The 15459-nt window shown below is 57.4% G+C and carries 18 protein-coding genes; 14 read left to right on the top strand and 4 right to left on the bottom strand.

Features of this window, described 5'->3' with window-relative positions:
* The first annotated feature begins 15 nt into the window (after positions 1-15).
* The 3 genes from GOX45_RS16995 to GOX45_RS16985 all read left to right on the top strand — a co-directional run bounded on the left by GOX45_RS16995 (position 16) and on the right by GOX45_RS16985 (position 1788).
* Complete coding sequence (locus tag GOX45_RS16995) at positions 16-714, top strand: NapC/NirT family cytochrome c (protein ID WP_171102356.1); 699 nt, start codon at positions 16-18, stop codon at positions 712-714.
* Positions 715-726: 12 nt separating this feature from the next.
* Complete coding sequence (locus GOX45_RS16990; protein ID WP_171102355.1) at positions 727-984, top strand: hypothetical protein; 258 nt, start codon at positions 727-729, stop codon at positions 982-984.
* A gap of 120 nt (positions 985-1104) precedes the next feature.
* Entirely contained in the window at positions 1105-1788 is a 684-nt protein-coding gene (locus GOX45_RS16985; protein ID WP_171102354.1) for a fumarylacetoacetate hydrolase family protein, read from the top strand.
* A 55-nt stretch (positions 1789-1843) separates the two neighbouring features.
* On the opposite strand, the gene GOX45_RS16980 is transcribed toward GOX45_RS16985, so the two are convergent.
* Positions 1844-2113, bottom strand: coding sequence for a hypothetical protein (locus GOX45_RS16980; RefSeq protein WP_171102353.1), 270 nt, complete (start codon positions 2111-2113; stop codon positions 1844-1846).
* On the opposite strand from GOX45_RS16980, the gene GOX45_RS16975 reads away from it, so the two are divergent.
* The 11 genes from GOX45_RS16975 to GOX45_RS16925 all read left to right on the top strand — a co-directional run bounded on the left by GOX45_RS16975 (position 2112) and on the right by GOX45_RS16925 (position 12551).
* Positions 2112-2546 (top strand): hypothetical protein, encoded by a 435-nt coding sequence (locus tag GOX45_RS16975; RefSeq protein WP_171102352.1) that lies wholly within the window; start codon positions 2112-2114, stop codon positions 2544-2546. The genes GOX45_RS16980 and GOX45_RS16975 overlap by 2 nt on opposite strands.
* Entirely contained in the window at positions 2543-3208 is a 666-nt protein-coding gene (locus tag GOX45_RS16970) for a MotA/TolQ/ExbB proton channel family protein (RefSeq protein ID WP_171102351.1), read from the top strand. The genes GOX45_RS16975 and GOX45_RS16970 overlap by 4 nt, the downstream gene beginning before the upstream one ends.
* Positions 3209-3239: 31 nt before the next feature.
* Positions 3240-3566 (top strand): biopolymer transporter ExbD, encoded by a 327-nt coding sequence (locus GOX45_RS16965; RefSeq protein ID WP_171102350.1) that lies wholly within the window; start codon positions 3240-3242, stop codon positions 3564-3566.
* 4 nt (positions 3567-3570) lie between these two features.
* Positions 3571-3948, top strand: a complete 378-nt coding sequence (locus tag GOX45_RS16960) for a biopolymer transporter ExbD (protein WP_171102349.1) — start codon at positions 3571-3573, stop codon at positions 3946-3948.
* Positions 3945-5099, top strand: coding sequence for an energy transducer TonB (locus tag GOX45_RS16955; protein ID WP_171102348.1), 1155 nt, complete (start codon positions 3945-3947; stop codon positions 5097-5099). The genes GOX45_RS16960 and GOX45_RS16955 overlap by 4 nt, the downstream gene beginning before the upstream one ends.
* 200 nt (positions 5100-5299) lie before the next feature.
* Positions 5300-6319, top strand: coding sequence for a radical SAM protein (locus GOX45_RS16950; protein WP_171102347.1), 1020 nt, complete (start codon positions 5300-5302; stop codon positions 6317-6319).
* Between the two features lie 255 nt (positions 6320-6574).
* Positions 6575-8584 carry a hypothetical protein gene (locus GOX45_RS16945; protein ID WP_171102346.1) on the top strand — a complete coding sequence of 670 codons (2010 nt, stop codon included), beginning with the start codon at positions 6575-6577 and terminating at the stop codon, positions 8582-8584.
* Positions 8585-8648: 64 nt separating this feature from the next.
* Complete coding sequence (locus GOX45_RS16940) at positions 8649-8972, top strand: hypothetical protein (protein ID WP_171102345.1); 324 nt, start codon at positions 8649-8651, stop codon at positions 8970-8972.
* 6 nt (positions 8973-8978) lie between these two features.
* Positions 8979-10061 (top strand): hypothetical protein, encoded by a 1083-nt coding sequence (locus GOX45_RS16935; protein WP_171102344.1) that lies wholly within the window; start codon positions 8979-8981, stop codon positions 10059-10061.
* Complete coding sequence (locus GOX45_RS16930; protein ID WP_171102343.1) at positions 10058-12124, top strand: glycosyltransferase; 2067 nt, start codon at positions 10058-10060, stop codon at positions 12122-12124. Before GOX45_RS16935 ends, GOX45_RS16930 begins: the two co-directional genes overlap by 4 nt.
* Positions 12117-12551: a hypothetical protein gene (locus tag GOX45_RS16925; protein WP_171102342.1), complete on the top strand. Its 435-nt coding sequence runs from the start codon at positions 12117-12119 to the stop codon at positions 12549-12551. The genes GOX45_RS16930 and GOX45_RS16925 overlap by 8 nt, the downstream gene beginning before the upstream one ends.
* Positions 12552-12582: 31 nt before the next feature.
* On the opposite strand, the gene GOX45_RS16920 is transcribed toward GOX45_RS16925, so the two are convergent.
* Genes GOX45_RS16920 through GOX45_RS16910 form a run of 3 tightly spaced genes read right to left on the bottom strand, consistent with a single transcriptional unit; the run spans position 12583 to position 15458 of the window.
* Positions 12583-13935 carry an aminotransferase class III-fold pyridoxal phosphate-dependent enzyme gene (locus GOX45_RS16920; RefSeq protein ID WP_171102341.1) on the bottom strand — a complete coding sequence of 451 codons (1353 nt, stop codon included), beginning with the start codon at positions 13933-13935 and terminating at the stop codon, positions 12583-12585.
* Positions 13935-14747 (bottom strand): IclR family transcriptional regulator, encoded by an 813-nt coding sequence (locus tag GOX45_RS16915; RefSeq protein ID WP_171102340.1) that lies wholly within the window; start codon positions 14745-14747, stop codon positions 13935-13937. Before GOX45_RS16915 ends, GOX45_RS16920 begins: the two co-directional genes overlap by 1 nt.
* On the bottom strand, positions 14748-15458 hold the full coding sequence (locus GOX45_RS16910) for a type 1 glutamine amidotransferase (RefSeq protein WP_254446053.1): 711 nt from the start codon (positions 15456-15458) through the stop codon (positions 14748-14750).
* Position 15459 lies beyond the last annotated feature (1 nt).

Here is a 15459-nt window from a genome sequence, read left to right as displayed (position 1 = left end):
CAAGGAGCACGCAACATGGCAGACTCCCAAGACACACGAGGTCGCATACGCCGCCTGTGGGACTGGTTCTGGAGCCCGATCCCGGTTCTAAGCGTCGGTTTTACCCTGATTGCGGGGTTTCTAGCAGGCATCTTGTTCTGGGGTGGGTTTCACTGGACGCTTGAACTGACCAATACGGAAGAATTCTGCACGTCCTGCCATTCGATGGAGACCAATCTGGGCGAGTATCGGGAAACCATTCACTACAACAACCACTCAGGCGTGCGGGCCATTTGCTCGGACTGTCATGTTCCACATGAATGGAACCACAAGATCAAGGCCAAGGTTATGGCGGTCAAGGACGTCTATCACGAACTTGTCGGTACCATTTCGACAACCGAGAAATACGAAGCGCACCGCCTCAGCATGGCCGCAGCGGTCTGGAAAAAGATGAAAGCATCGGACAGCCGTGAATGCCGGAACTGTCACAACTTCGACTATATGGATTTCACCATTCAGGAAGCTCGCGCCGCCTCGGAACATCAGCGCGCGATTGACAACGGCATGACCTGTATCGACTGCCATCAGGGTATCGCACACAACCTCCCGCCGGGCTACCTGGAGGAATATCAGAAAGTAACCGAAACCCTGAGCGCGCAATCTGTGATGCCACCAGAGAAACATGCAGCGGCAGGCGATGATATTCGGGCCTTTCTGGACAACACAAGCGACTGAAGCGGGGCGAGTATGCTGGATATTCTAGGAACAATTGGCGGAAACGTCCTCAGCCTGCCGGGCATTCTGGGGTTGGCGTTGGGCATGATGACGCGCAGGCTGTGGTTGGGGGCGTTGATGGGCGGTGTCATAGGCGTAATCGAGACATTGATTTTCGCGGGCTGGCGTTTCAGCAATGTTGAAGCGACGGAACTTGTAATCGCCATCATTGTTGGAGTTTGTGCCGGATCACTGGGTACAGCGATCCGCCTGAAAGGTGCGACGGTGTGATTTGAGCCCTGACGTGCCGATCCGGACTTGCAAATCAACTTAATTTTTGTTGCGGATTGTCAGATACCTGTGCTGCAATTTTAAAGTCAGTACATAATTCTGATAGCCCAAGGAAGAACTATGCCGGATCCTGTCATTCCCCTCCCGAAACCGACGGTAATTCCTACTGCGGATGGCGACGTGTTTCCGGTGCGCCGTGTTTATTGCATCGGCCGAAACTACGCTGCGCACGCAATCGAAATGGGCCATGACCCAAACCGTGAGCCCCCTTTTTTCTTTCAGAAGAACCCCGACAATCTGGACCCGTCGGGGCAGTTTCCCTATCCGGCCCGTTCCGCCGATGTACATCACGAGGTCGAACTGCTGGTGGCTCTTAAATCGGGGGGCACCAACATCCCGCTGGATCAGGCCTTGGACCACGTGTGGGGGTATGGCGTAGCGCTGGATATGACGCGCCGCGACTTGCAGGGAGAAGCAAAGAAAGCCGGACGCCCGTGGGAGATCGGCAAAGCCTTTGAGCGCTCGGCCCCGGTTGGAGTATTGCGACCCGTTGCGGAAATCGGGCATCCCGATCAAGGGCGCATCGCCTTGTCTGTCAACGGCGAGCTGCGACAAGAGGGCGATCTGAACCAAATGATCTGGAAAGTGCCCGAGATGATTTCGTACCTGTCGGACTATTTTGAGCTGGGCGCTGGTGACGTCATCCTGTCTGGCACGCCTGCCGGAGTGGGGCCAGTCGCAAAGGGCGACAAGATGGATGCGTTGGTCGAAGGTATCGGTAGTATGGCCGTACAGGTCATTTGATCTCACCAAATCGATCTGTCCGTAAAGCTTTGCCTTGGCGGTATGCAAATCTAGCTCAACGCAAAGCGTGTGATTGATACAGACCGGTTTTGATATCACCAAAGGTTTCGGGTGTCTTCCGGCAGAGCCGAGGGCAGACTATTGAAAACCAGCCCCTGCACCATAATTCCAAATGCGTGATGCTGCAGTTGGGATCGAAACAGGCGACGAACTGCAATGTGATGCGAACCGGCGCTTTTGCGTGATAGAAGGCAAAAAGACTATCATCATTGTGGCCCAAGCCATACATCCAAATACCTGACGCAGCAGTTCGGAGTTCGTCCATGTCCTTTCGCCATCTCATTTGTGCCGCACTTTTTGCTGGCGCTATGCCGTCCTTTGCGATGGCGCAATCCGCATCCGAGCCAGGCAAGGATTTGTCGATTGAATTGAATGCGGTACAGGACGTTTCTGGCAGCTGTAGGCTGATCTTTCTGGTCACAAACGAAACCGGTTCTGAAGTCGACAGCGCGGTTTTGGAGACTGTGATTTTCGACCCTGAAGGTGGCTTTGTTCGGTTGTCGCTTTTGAATTTCGGTGATTTGCCCTCGGGCCGCCCGCGTGTTCGGCAATTTGTCGTGCCGGACCGCACTTGCGCGATGGTTGGCCAGGTCTTGATCAACGGTGTCAGTTCTTGCGTCATCGATGGAACTGAAAGCCAGCTCTGCAGCGATGCGCTGACACTGAGCAGCCGCATAGATATGGAGCTATTGGGATGAACCCTTTCATGGCACTTCGCGAAATCCTTGCGCTGGGCGGGCCCGTGGTGGCGATCCTGATCGTCATGTCCGTCCTGACCTTGGCGGTAACGCTCTATAAGCTTTGGCAATTCGCGGCGTGCGGGGTTGGCCGGCACAAGGTATTGTCGCAGGCGCTGGCCGCCTGGGATGCCGGAGACACGCGGGCGGCACGCAGCCGGTTAGAAGCCAGCAGCAGCTACCTTGCCCCGATTGTCAGCGCAGCGATGGAGGCGCCGGAAACCCCCGGTCTGGATGCGCGTCTCGACGCTGAGGCCGGTTTGGCGCTGGCTGGGTTAGAGCGTGGATTCCGATTGCTGGACACGGTTGCGCAGATTGCGCCGTTGTTGGGCTTGTTTGGCACCGTTCTTGGCATGATCAGCGCGTTTCAGAACTTGCAAACTGCTGGCGCTTCGGTCGACCCCTCCTTGCTGGCGGGCGGGATCTGGGTGGCGCTGATCACCACGGCGGCGGGGTTGGCGGTGGCTATGCCAACCTCGATGATCCTGTCCTGGCTTGAAAGCCGCACTGCGCGCGAACGCGTGTTTGCCGACAAAGCCTTGCGCACGGTTTTAGTGCCCGGCAACACTGTTCTGCCCACGACCGAAACCGGCGCTGTCTCGGCGACGCCTGAACATGCGTAACCCGGCACCCTTTGTGAGGCGGCCGATGTCGATGACACCGCTCATCGACGTGATCTTTTTATTGTTGCTGTTCTTCATGCTTACCTCAACCTTTTCCAAATTCGGTGAGATCGAGCTGAGCAATGCGACAACAGGGGCAGGGGCTTCGGGCGAACAGGATGAACGCGTGTTTCTTCAGCTTGGCGCGGAGCGGTTGGATCTGAACGGTCAGCCCGTGCTGCTTGACACGCTGGCCGAGCAGCTTGAACCGGGTCAGGTTCTTATCAGTCTGGATGACGATGTCACGGCTCAGCGGTTGGTCGACCTTCTTGTGCGCCTGCGTGGGCGCGAAGGTCTGACCGTCACGGTGTTGGAGTAGCGCGATGATCCGCCCCCCTCGCCAGACGCGACGACGCGATTCAACCATTCCGCTGATTAACGTCGTTTTCCTCATGCTGATCTTTTTCCTGATCGCGGGCACGATCTCGGTGCCGCTGGACCCTGATCTGGATTTGGTGGACACGGCTGATCTGCAAGGGCGCGAACCGCCTGATGCGCTGGTTTTGCATGCCGATGGCACGCTCAGTTATCGCGGGCAGGGGCTTGCTCTGGAACGGTTCATGGCAGGGCAGGAATCCGGCGCTGTGCGGATCGTGCCGGATCGGAACGCACCGGGCCCGCGGCTGATCGAAATCACCGGGGAATTGCGTCGCCTTGGGGCGACCTCGGTCTTTGTGGTCACTGACAAGGCGCTAGAATGATCCGTCGCTCGCTCTTTGTTGCGGCGCTTGCAGTTGCCCTGTCTTTGCTGGCCCATCTGATTGGCCTCAGCATGACGGTGTCGACCGAGCCAAACGCTCCGTCAGGGCAGAGCCGGACGGAAGCGGTTGAACTCAGCAACGCCTTCGAAGATCTTGCCGAACCTCTGTCCGAGCCGGAGGAGCCCGAGCCCGAGCAACCAGAACAGCCCGACGACGAGCCCGAACCCCCTGTCGAGCCACCGCTCGAGCCCGAAGTCCCGATCTCCGAGGCCCTTGTAGCCTCGCAGGATCCGCAAGCGGATTCCTTTGCACCGGATACCGGCAGTGAAGATCTTGTGCAGCCCGAAGCACCCGAAGAGGTGGTCGAAGACCCGGTGGAAGAGGTGGGCGGCGATGATAGCGAAGAAACGGCGGTGACCGATGTTGAGCCGGTTTTCGAATCTCCGGTCGGTGTTCCTGAAGGGGTTGAAATTCAGGCCGAAACGCCCGAAGCCGATGCGTTGGAGGCCGATGCTCCGCAAGAACTTGCCGCTTTGCCGCCCGAATTGATCGAAACCGCTCTTGCTGCCCCGCTGGAAGGTGAAGCAATTGACCCGGACATATCCGTTTCACCCTCTGAGGCGCCATCAGAACAGATTGAGCCGCAAGAGACCGAGGCGGAAGACAGCGTCCCGGATCAGGGTCTGGTAACGTCGTTGCGGCCACGCCTGCCGGATCGCAACGCCCGGCCCGCAGCGCGCGGAACCCTGCAGGGGGCGCAGAACTTTGACAGCTTGCGGTTCCCGCAACAAACCATCGACTCACCTCTAACCTCGTACCGGCGCGAGGGGCGGGATGTGTTCCGCCAAGGCCAGCAAGGCAATCGTTCAGGCGGGCGTGGGCCAGGCAACTCGGACACCACAAACTATGCCGGTCAGGTTTTGGTACATCTCAACCGATCACCCTTGGTTGCAGTGTCGACCAGAGGATTCGCGCAGGTGTTTTTCGAGATAAATCCTGACGGCAGTCTGGCGTGGGTTGATGTGATCGACAGTTCGGGCGCGCCGGACGTGATCCGGGCCGCCAAAGAACAAGTACGCATCGCCGCGCCCTTCCCGCCACCGCCCAGTGGGCGCAGCCGCAAGTTGTCGTTCTTCTATCAGATCAGATGAGCCTTGGGAGCAGCGAAACGGGCCCAACTCACCCCATCATTGCTCGGTCGGGACAACTGGACTAACCTGACAGCACGGGTGCCCGTCGCGCCTTATGTTTGGCGGTCCGGGGTTCGGGAGGAATGGAGACAGGCAAACTTGCGTGATGCTTGAGATGGGTTTTGCGTATTTTGCCTGACCTTGGAGGCTGGTGCGCGGCAATGCAATCTACCAAGACCGTAGAAACGGATGATCAGTCATTGGACGCTGAACCGCGGCCATTGGAGTGGATCGAACACACAGACGACATACACAAAAAGGTCGTGCTGGTGGACTGGATGCTTGGCAATCGCTGCAACTATTCCTGCAGCTATTGCCCACCGGCGTTGCATGATGGCTCCAAGGGCTGGCAAAGCTATGACGATGTCCTTGGCATGATCGAGGCCCTTCAAGAGCATTATCACAACCGGTTGTGCCGTCGGGTTTGGCTGCAGTTGACGGGGGGCGAACCCACGCTGCATCCCAAAATCAAAGAGATCCTGAGCGCCGCGCGCGCCCACGACATGAAGGTCAGCATGATCTCGAACGGGTCGCGAACAGAACGGTTCTGGCTGGCCATTCGCGACAAGCTGGATTCGCTGATCCTGACGCTTCATCTGGAAGAGGCCGAGTTTGACCACGTGCATCGCGTTATCGCGATCCTGTCCGAGGTTATCCATGTGCAGGTCAATCTGACCATGCTGCCAGACCGGTTTGACGAAAGCTATGAGATGGCCCGCAGGCTGGGGGCTGATTTTCCCAACATCGCGATTGTAATGAAGCCTTTGCGTCTTGAGTTTGGCGATGCGCTTTATCCGTATAGTGATGAACAGATCAAGAAGATGCAGGAGCGTATGTCGACCCCCAGCGCACCCAACGGGCGGCTGCGGCATCCACGGGGTACGATGACTCGGTTTAATCCCGATGGCACACAAGAAGAGCTGCGCGCCAATACATTGATCCTGCGGTCAGAAAACCGCTGGCAGGGTTGGCTATGTGAGGCCGGTCTTGAATCTTTGCGCATCACCGGGGACGGGCATGTCAAACGTGCGGTTTGCAACGTAGGTGGACATGTTGGTGAAATTGGACGTGACATCGAATTGCCGATGGATCCGATCGTCTGCGATCGAGAGAGTTGTTCTTGTGTCGCCGATATTCTGATCTCGCGCGCCCGTTGGCACGAGCTCCCAAAATCAGAGTAACCGGTAAAAATGGCGCGCGTTGCGCTGTCATGTTGCTCAAAACAATTCGCACCAGTCGATAGCACTGTCGCCCTAAGAACTTGGATATTGCCGGATTCCGCCTAAGAAAACGGGTTAGCTTGTCTTCAATTCGTCAATTTTCTATAGTTTCAGGCGGGTTTGTTTCTAAATTTCAGCGATCAAATGTGTAACGGTTTCACCTGCTGAGATCATAAGAAACGTTATGTGTGCTTAGGGTGCCAGTTGGGGGATATGATGTCGAAGGATAGCGAGACAAGAGCGCTACCTGAAGTTGACGGCGACGACCTCCAAGGGGTGTCGGAAGTTCGCAACTTTCTGAAATCCTCGGACTGGCAGCAGATGCTTGAAAACGCTCGGATTGAGCGGGCAAAAAACTTGGCTGCGCGGGCGCAGGGTGAAGCGGTCCCAGCTTCATCACCGAACCGCCCTGTTGCACAAGAGGTTTCAACCACAGCGGAGCATCGTCCAACACCCAAGACTTGGCTGGACCGGATCGAAGAAGCTCGACTCCAGCGCGAGGCGGTTATGGCTCAGCGCGATGGTGAGTCGTCTGAAGCTCTTCTGAAACCTCTTGATACCATCCCGTCGGACGGTCTCAGCAACCGCGTGACTGGCAAAAGCCGCAAACATTCGGAGGCAGCGCAGACCGAGCCAAAGGCTGCTGAAATTTCGAAAGAGGACCCGTCGCATCAGCCTGCGTCCATCGAGGCAGAACAGGTCGAAGGCCTGCCAAAATTGCCAGGTGTCACGCGACCTTATGATGATGATGTCGATGACGGCCAATTTTTGCAGCCAAATTCCGAGCCGGTCGAAATGCTGCCAAGCGCGGGTCGCGACAAGACGCTTCTCCGAAAGCTTCAGCGCAGTTTGAGCAAAAAAGAGAGCAGCAAAAAATACCGATTTGGTGCCATAGCCTTGGGGTGCGTCATTGGAGTGGCAGCCAGTTCGGCTGTTTTCTTTGTGGTGTCTGACTCGTCACTGCCCAGCTTGTCCGAGCGCGATAGCGTCGCAAGTTCCAGCCCGGACCCGACTAATACGTCAACACCACAAAGCACGGTAATCGAAGCACCCGAGCCGCTGCTTTCGGGGGCACCCAGCCTGACGGATCGCAGTCCGGGCCAGCCGACTGGTTTGCCTGAAGTTTCAGTTCAGTCTGATCTGCCGTCGGCAACCGTGACCGAGACAGATCGTTTGGCGTCGCTACAGCCGTCAGCGCCTGAGCTAATGCAGCCATCGAACGTCGTTGAGGTGTTTGTCCTGCCGGGGGTGCCCAGGCTTCAAGCGTCGGTTTCTTCTCTCAAGCCACCACCGGAGCCAACAATCACAGGTGATCTGAGCCCGGGGCAGGTCGCTGATGCGCGCTTCGCACAGTTTGAGACCGGGCCACTGGTCAGGGGCAATGCGCCGGTGCATGCCTTTGTCTCTGCGCGTGAAATGCAAGGCAATTGGGATGGCTTGGCGGTTTCTCCACCTGCGGCACCCCTGGCAGTGACGCAGCTTGGCGGGTTCGCAGCTGACAACCCGTTCGTGTCAGGGGCCGAGCGGGCCTCATTGCCGACAGAAGCTCTTTCCTATGGTGTCGAGGTAAGTGGCACAGGTGTGACCACTGCGTTTTCTGATCTTTACACCGACACGACAGTGGCCGCGCTGGACTTTTATGAACTGCCGGATTTGAGTTATTCCACAAGCCCGGTGCAGCGCCCCAGCACAGCAAGTCTGGCCGAACCGGATGAGGCGGTTAAAGAACAGTTGGAAGACGCCATCGCAAGCGCATTGACACCCAGGCCTTTGGTTCGGCCCGAGCCCGTTGAAAACAGCGATGTGCCCGAAGAAGCCGCAACACCCGCTCTCGAGAATCGGGCTGATTTCAGACTGTTTGCTCCAAATCGTTTGTCGGAAGGAACCGTGCAGGCGGTGGTGTCAGAGCTGGAAGCCACGGGACATCAACTCAGCGGGACCGCGCGGGTCGGTTTTGGGATTACACAGACGAATGTAAGGTTCTATCATCCCGAAGACGCAGAAAAGGCAAAAGCACTGGCCGAAGATGCTGGCGCTTTGTTGCGGGATTTTACTGGGTCCAGAGCTAAGACACCCAACGGTGTGGTCGAGCTGTGGTTGGCAGGCGAAAGCTCGGGCCGCGCCCGGTCAAGCACAACACGCAGCAGTCGCAATACATCGCCGGCAGCTCAGACCCAACAATTGCGAAACCAGGTTCTGAACAAGCTTAGGTCTGCGACGAATTAATGAATTGCTTAAATGTAAAAAAAACCGTGTATACTGGACATTGTGATAACCCGGGCGTCGAAGAATGACAGATCGCAGACTCTCTGGAATAGTGACAGCGCTGCTTTTGCTCAGCGCTGCTAGTGGCGTGCGGGCTGAGATCACCATTGACCAGCTTTTGATTATAGATCAGTACCTGTCCAGCAACGATACCCAGTCGCTTTACGCTTATCTTCAGCGAAACCCGCAAATCATGGCTGGCAACGACGAATTGTCGATAGAGTTGCGCAATTTTTATCAGGCAGCCTCGGCGGGCAGCCTCGATTTTGACTATTCGGAAGATCAAGCAGCGGCTCCCGATACAACATCGACTGAAAGTGCGACGCAGTCTAGCGCTCTGCAGCATTAGGATCCGATGTCATTGTCACTCTCGGTTGCCGACTTGACCCTGCCGAAAATCGCCTATGTGGTCGAACCCCGGTTTTCGGGTGGGACATCGTCAGCCGTCGCCCAGGAATTGCGGGTTGCAGCACAATTCGGGCAACTTTCGGTTCATGCGGTAACCTCCAAGACGTTTGGTAAAAAGCAGCTTGTCGCACCATCGTTGCGGCGTGTTCTGGACGAATTGCACATACCGTTGATCTGGGATGCACCCCGTATCAGCGCCGACTTTGTAGTCTTACACAATCCCTCGTTTCTGAAGTTCCAGGATGAGTTGCCTACTAAGATTTTTGCCCGTGAACTGATCGTTGTGACACACGAGAACTTTTTGCGTCCGGGCGGCGAAGAGGGGTTCGATGTCGCGAACTGTCTGAACCAGATCGAGGCCGCAAGTTTGGCTTTGAAAAAAACGCTGGCACCGATCTCAGGTCACAATAGAAAGACCGTTACGGATTGGTTGGACCGAAGCTGTGCCGCAAAGCATTGGCAAGTTCTAAAGGTGGATTGGTTCAATATTTGCGATTTTGAACTTACCGAGCCTTCCAACCAACCCAGCGATCGGCGTGGCAGACACTCTCGTCCCGGGTTTGAGAAATTTCCAACCTTGATCGATCTGGATCATTGCTTTTCCCCACAAGCGCAGGAAAACGTCATTCTTGGTGCGGATAGTTTGCTTGAGGCGGGATTTCAGCGCCCGCATTGGACCCTGCTTCCATTTGATGCGATTTCGGTGAGTGATTTCTTTGAAATGATTGACTTTTACGTCTATTTTACCGCGCCAACATGGCAGGAAAGTTTCGGGCGGGTCATTGCCGAGGCAATTGCCGCTGGCAAGGTTGTTCTGACCGATGCCAATACTGGGCAGGCTTTCGGTGACGCGGTCGTGAAATGCAAACCCGGTGAAGTGGATGAAATCGTTGCGCGTTTTGTTGCTCAGCCTGACAGCTACCAAAACCAGGTTCGCAAAGCGCAGCAGATGATGGCGGAATACTCTTCACAGAAGTTCGAGGCCATGATTTCAGGCGTTCTGTCCAGTCGCAGCGAGGTACAGCCATGATCTTTGTCGAAGCGGGGCAACGATCATTGCGGTCTTTCGACTCGCAGTTGATCTTCGCAGAACAGCTGAATGCGCGCGGTTTCAACGCGTGTATAGGATCCGAGTACCTGCCGGAAAACGCCGGGCGGGGGCGTATCTATGAGGCCGCAAAGTTTTTGGTGGATCAAGAAGAGTATCAGGCTTCAACAGTTTTCATTCTTGGTGCCGAGGAGATCGACGATCTTTTGCTTTCCTCGCTCAGACAAAAGAAGCTTGCTCTGGAAACTCCGGTCATCGCTACAGGCCGTTTCAAATCGCAGCAAAGCTATGTCGGGGCAAAAGCGCGCTTGGCCTATGCGCTTGGTCGTGAGGCAAATGTTATCGACCTGACAGAAATGCAGCCTCGCTCGATCCTGCCGACGGCGGCCAGTCCGCTTGTGGCCGAACTTGGCCAGGGTCCGCGCCCCATCCGCCAGAAGACTGCCGTCACGGTTGTGCTGGGGTCGATCGAGCTGGACACGACCGATACGTTGTCCTGTCTGGCCCGCATGAGCAATCAGAGCGCCTATACACTCAGGATCATCGTGAGCGGCGCGCAGAACGAAGCGATAAAAGCGTCTCCCTTCAGTGACTTGCCAACGCTTCTTTACACTGATCTGTCACCACACAGCTTGGCTGGCAGCACTGATATTTTAGCCATGTTCGGCACGGGCGTGGCCGGCGTTCGCATGGCAACACTGGCGGTTGAGCTGATCGCAGCTGGTGGTGTCGCAATTGATTGCACCGAAGATGAAGCGCTTATGTCAGCGGGCGCACCTGCTTTGCTGGGGCCCAAGTCCCTGTTTGCCTTTGATGGTTATCTGACCGGAAAGGTTCTGGGCCACAGGGCGATGATCGCGCAACAGGCGTCGAAATCTCCTTGGTTGCAGACGGTCGATATTGCGCGGCTGGAAGCTGCAGCAAGGTTGTCCGCACCCGCACCCAAGACCGCACCATCCGGGCGCCAAACCCTTTTTCTTCCGACAAACGGGGTCGGGCTGGGACACGCGCAGCGCTGTACGATTATCGCCAAGGCTTTGCCGCAACGCAGCAAGCCGATCTTTGCCGCCTTTCACAGCTGCGTGCCCTTGGTGCGCCGTGAGGGCATCGATTGTATCCCTTTGGTGGCCAGGGCCAGCGCTGAGGATCACATCAACGCCAACGATATTCTGACCTATCGACGCCTGAGCGCCGCTTTGAACACCGCCGATACATTTGTGTTTGACGGGGGCTATGTCTTTGATTCTGTTTATCGGGTTATTCAGGAACGCAGGCTCTCCGCCGTGTGGCTCAGGCGTGGGCTCTGGCCAAAAGGGCGTTCAAGACCGGCGATGCTGCGCCGCGAGGGCATCTTTGACCGGGTCATCGTTCCCTCTGAGGCTTTCGACGAGTTGAACGACGCCTATAGCTATGGCGATCACGTCCATTATGTGGGCCCCATCGTGCGCCAGGTGGATCAATCCAAATCCGAGCGCGAGGCGCTCAGGGAAAGATTGGCGGACCGTTTTGGCCGCGACTTCAAGCATCTGGTGGTCAGCATGTTGGGCGGGGGTGTTGCCTCGGACAGGTCGGCGCAGTTGCAAGCCCTGTCGGGCATGTTCGAAAAGCGGACCGATTGTCTGCATCTGGTGGTCACATGGCCCGGAAGCGTTGTGCACCCATCGGCCTTTGGCTGGACCAATACACGGGTGGTACATACGCTTGAGGCCACGTCGCTTGGCCTGGCGGCTGATCTGGTGGTGTCGGCGGCCGGGTATAACTCGGTGCTTGAAATCCTTTACCATCAGCTGCCCGCGATCCTCATCCCGCAATCCGCGCCCTATCTGGACGACCAGGAACGGCGCGCGCGGGCGCTCGCGGATCGTGACCTATGCGCAATCGTGACCGAGCGCGAGTTGATGAAGCTTGAACGCACCGTTTCCGACTGCCTGGACCACGGCGAGACCGAAGTCTATCAAGCGGCCCTTCAAACGATTGAGCCGCCCAAAACCGGGGCAGAGCAGGCCGCGAGGCTGATTGCAGAGGTGGGAGGCAACCATGGCTGAGACTTCCTGGTTTGAAATACTCAGCCGTATCTCGCCGAAGAAACCGGTCAAGCTGGATGATCTGATCACAGACGGGCGCAAAATGGCGCCGCTTGGAAAGGTACTGTTCCCTGAAACCGGCCTGGCGCCTGCGGTGGATCTGTGGGACCGTGATGGAGCCGGGTCCACCCATATCGGTATCCGTATCGTTGAAGCGCCCGAAGACGTCCATGATATTGCAAGACTATTGGCCGCCGCAGCGTTGGAGCGGTCAGTAGAGCCCGTGATCCTCAGCCGTGTGGATTTCTGCGGGTTTGAGCAGTTTGGCTTTCGTATAGAACGTCTGCCGGACGATCCAAAGGCCGCATTGGCCGCCGAAGAAGAACTGCGCAAGTTCTGGGATCTTGCGATCATAATCGATGGCCAGGATATCGGGCTTTTGGGGTAGTCGGCACGTCTGCGACCACCCCTGCTTGGCGTCAGATCGATTTGAACCCCGCATCCAAGGCCGAGACAATCGTGTCCACATCCGCGCTGCTTAGGATCAGGGGCGGGGACAGGATGATGTTGTTGCCTGATACGCGCACCATTGCACCGGCGGCATATGCAGTCTTTTGGACCTTGCCGATGGTGGCCTTGTCTATTGGCGTTTTGGCTGCGCGGTCAGAGACCAGCTCGAGCGCGCACATCAAGCCATAGCCACCGCGCACATCGCCGATGGTGTCATAGGTTTTGGCCAGGTCTTGCAGCCCTTCGAACAATTGCTGGCCGCGCGCGGCTGCGTTGTCCTTGACGTTCAGCCGTTCGGTTTCCTGCAAACAGGCAATCGCCGCCGCAGCCCCCACAGGATGGCCGGAATAGGTATAACCTGATCCAATCGCTGCTTTGCCGGATGTGTCCTTTTCGAACGTTTCCGAGATCTCATCGCTGATCATCACAGCGCCAAACGGAAAATAGCCGTTGGTGATCGCTTTGGCCGTCACGGCCATATCGGGCTTTACACCAAATCGCCGCGACCCGCTCCAGGCGCCGGTGCGGCCATAGGCCGTGATCACCTCATCCGCGACAAAAAGGATCCCGTGTTTCGAACAGATCTCGCGCACGCCGGGCATGAAGCTTTCATGCGGCGGGATCACGCCACCTGCACCCAGAACAGGCTCCATGATCATCGCGGCGATGGTCGAGGGGTCTTGGAACTTGATCTCGTCTTCAAGCGCGGCCAGACACAGCTGTGCCAGCTTTTCGGGATCACTTTCGTTGAACGGGTTGCGATAGGGGTACGGTGCCGGAATGTGGTGGCAGCCGGGCATAAGCGGTTCATATTGTGTGCGGAAATTGGGATTTCCGTTCACTGATGCCCCCAGCGTGTGGGTCCCGTGATAGCCTTTCTTGAGGCTCAGGAACTTGACCCGTCCTGCGTCGCCCCGGACCTTGTGATATTGGCGCGCCAGACGCAGCGCGATTTCCACCCCATCGGATCCGCCCGAGGTGAAAAAGGCGCGAGACAAGCCATCGGGTGCGAAAAACTCGCGCAGCATCCAGCTGAGTTCGATGACCAGATCATTGGTGGTGCCGCGAAAGATCGAGTAATAGGGCAGGCGGTTCAACTGAGCGGTGATGGCATCCTTCACCGGCTGGCAGGAATAGCCCAGGTTCACGTTCCAGAGCCCGCCAACCCCGTCAACAACGCTGTGCCCGTCCACATCCGTGATCTTCACCCCTTCGCCCCCGACGATGATGTCAGGCGGGTTATTCAGGCTGTCAGCCGGATGTGCCATCGGGTGCCACAGGTGGCGCGCGTTGTTTTCTTTCAGAAAGTTGCTGTCCTTCATCAGATCACCTGTTGTGCCAGAGTTTTGTCGCCCCAATCGGGCGGCAGAGTGTCGAAGCTGCGCGGGAAAACGCCGCCCAGCGCGGTTGAGGCATGCGAGGCCTCGACCAGAAGTCTTTGTGCGATGTCGCGCAGCTTTTCGGGATTGGCGCGCACGGTGGGTACCGCGACTGCCAAAGAGCCCACAACCCGTTCGCCTTCGCCAAACACCGGCGCGCCGACCGAGGTGACGCCTTCGTCAAACGTGCCGCTCATGGACACAACGCCAAATCTCTGCACCTGCTCGATCTTGGCCTTCAGTGCAGCAGGATCCGAGATGGTCTGGTCGGTGAATTTCGACAAAGGTCGCGTCAGCACTTTGGCCCGAGTGTCTTCGGCGCAAAAGGCAAGTGCGGCGATGCCCGATGAGGTTGCGTGCAAGGGCAACATCTCGGCAATATCGAAATGGACCAGAACACCGTGCAGGCTGGGGTCGGCATGAATAACCGGTGACAGCACCTCGCCCTGCAAGAGGCTGGCATGGGCCAGCTCTCCCACCGCTTCCGACAGATCAAATACGATGGGTTGCAACAGCTTTCGCACCGGAAACAGCGTCTCGCGCAGCGCGGAAAGGCGCAGCAGGGCCGGGCCCAGGCGATAGGCGCGGGTTTCGGGATGCTGTTCCAGAAACCCGTTCTCGGCCAGTTCGGTCAGATGACGATGCACCGTTGCCTTGTCCCGACCGGTCAGGCGCACAAATTCTCCCAGGCCGATCTCGGCCCGGTCGCGGGCAAAAAAGCCCAGCAAATCCAGCGCTTTGGTGATCGTGCCCATTCAGCGTCCCTCCATCTCGAAGAAAGCGGCGATTTCTTCCGCAAACAGCGCGCGGTCGGCGGGTCCGGCCTGCACCGAGGCGCGCGCGGTCTGTGTGACGGTTTCACCGACATAGTCGGCGTATTCGTCAACCAGATCGGAGATGAAGCCTTGTGTCATTTCCGGGTGATGCTGCACCGTGAACACAGCATGGCCTATGGCATACCCTGCGATCGGACAACCGGGGCTTTCAAACAGGCGCTGCGCGCCGTCGGGCAACGCGCCCACCTGTTCGATATGCGAGCCATAAAGCTGCAAGACATCGCCATTCCCCGACCACGGTGCCCGCGCCACGCGGCGGGTCTCGATCCGCCCATGCGCCCAGCCCTCGGGATTGCGCACAATCGGCGCACCCAAAGCCTTCGCAATACTCTGATGCCCAAAACAGGCGCCAAAAAGCGGTATGCCGCGTGTGATAATGTCCGTGATCAATTCCGAAAGCTTCTGCATCCAAGGCAGGTCTTCGGTGACAGACGCCGGACTGCCTGTGATAACCACGCCATCGAACTGGTTTATGTCTTCCGGAAACTCATTCCGGCAGACCCAGAACGCGGTCACCTGCCAGTTGGGCCTAACCTCGTGGATCAGATCCGCGAATTTCGCGTCATCCAAGGGGCGCGCTTTGGCAAAGGCGCTGTCATCGGTGTTGGTGACAAGGCAGGCTAATCGCATC

This window comes from Ruegeria sp. HKCCD7255 (assembly GCF_013031565.1).
Lineage (GTDB): Bacteria > Pseudomonadota > Alphaproteobacteria > Rhodobacterales > Rhodobacteraceae > Ruegeria.
This window is presented reverse-complemented; position numbering and strand designations above follow the sequence as displayed.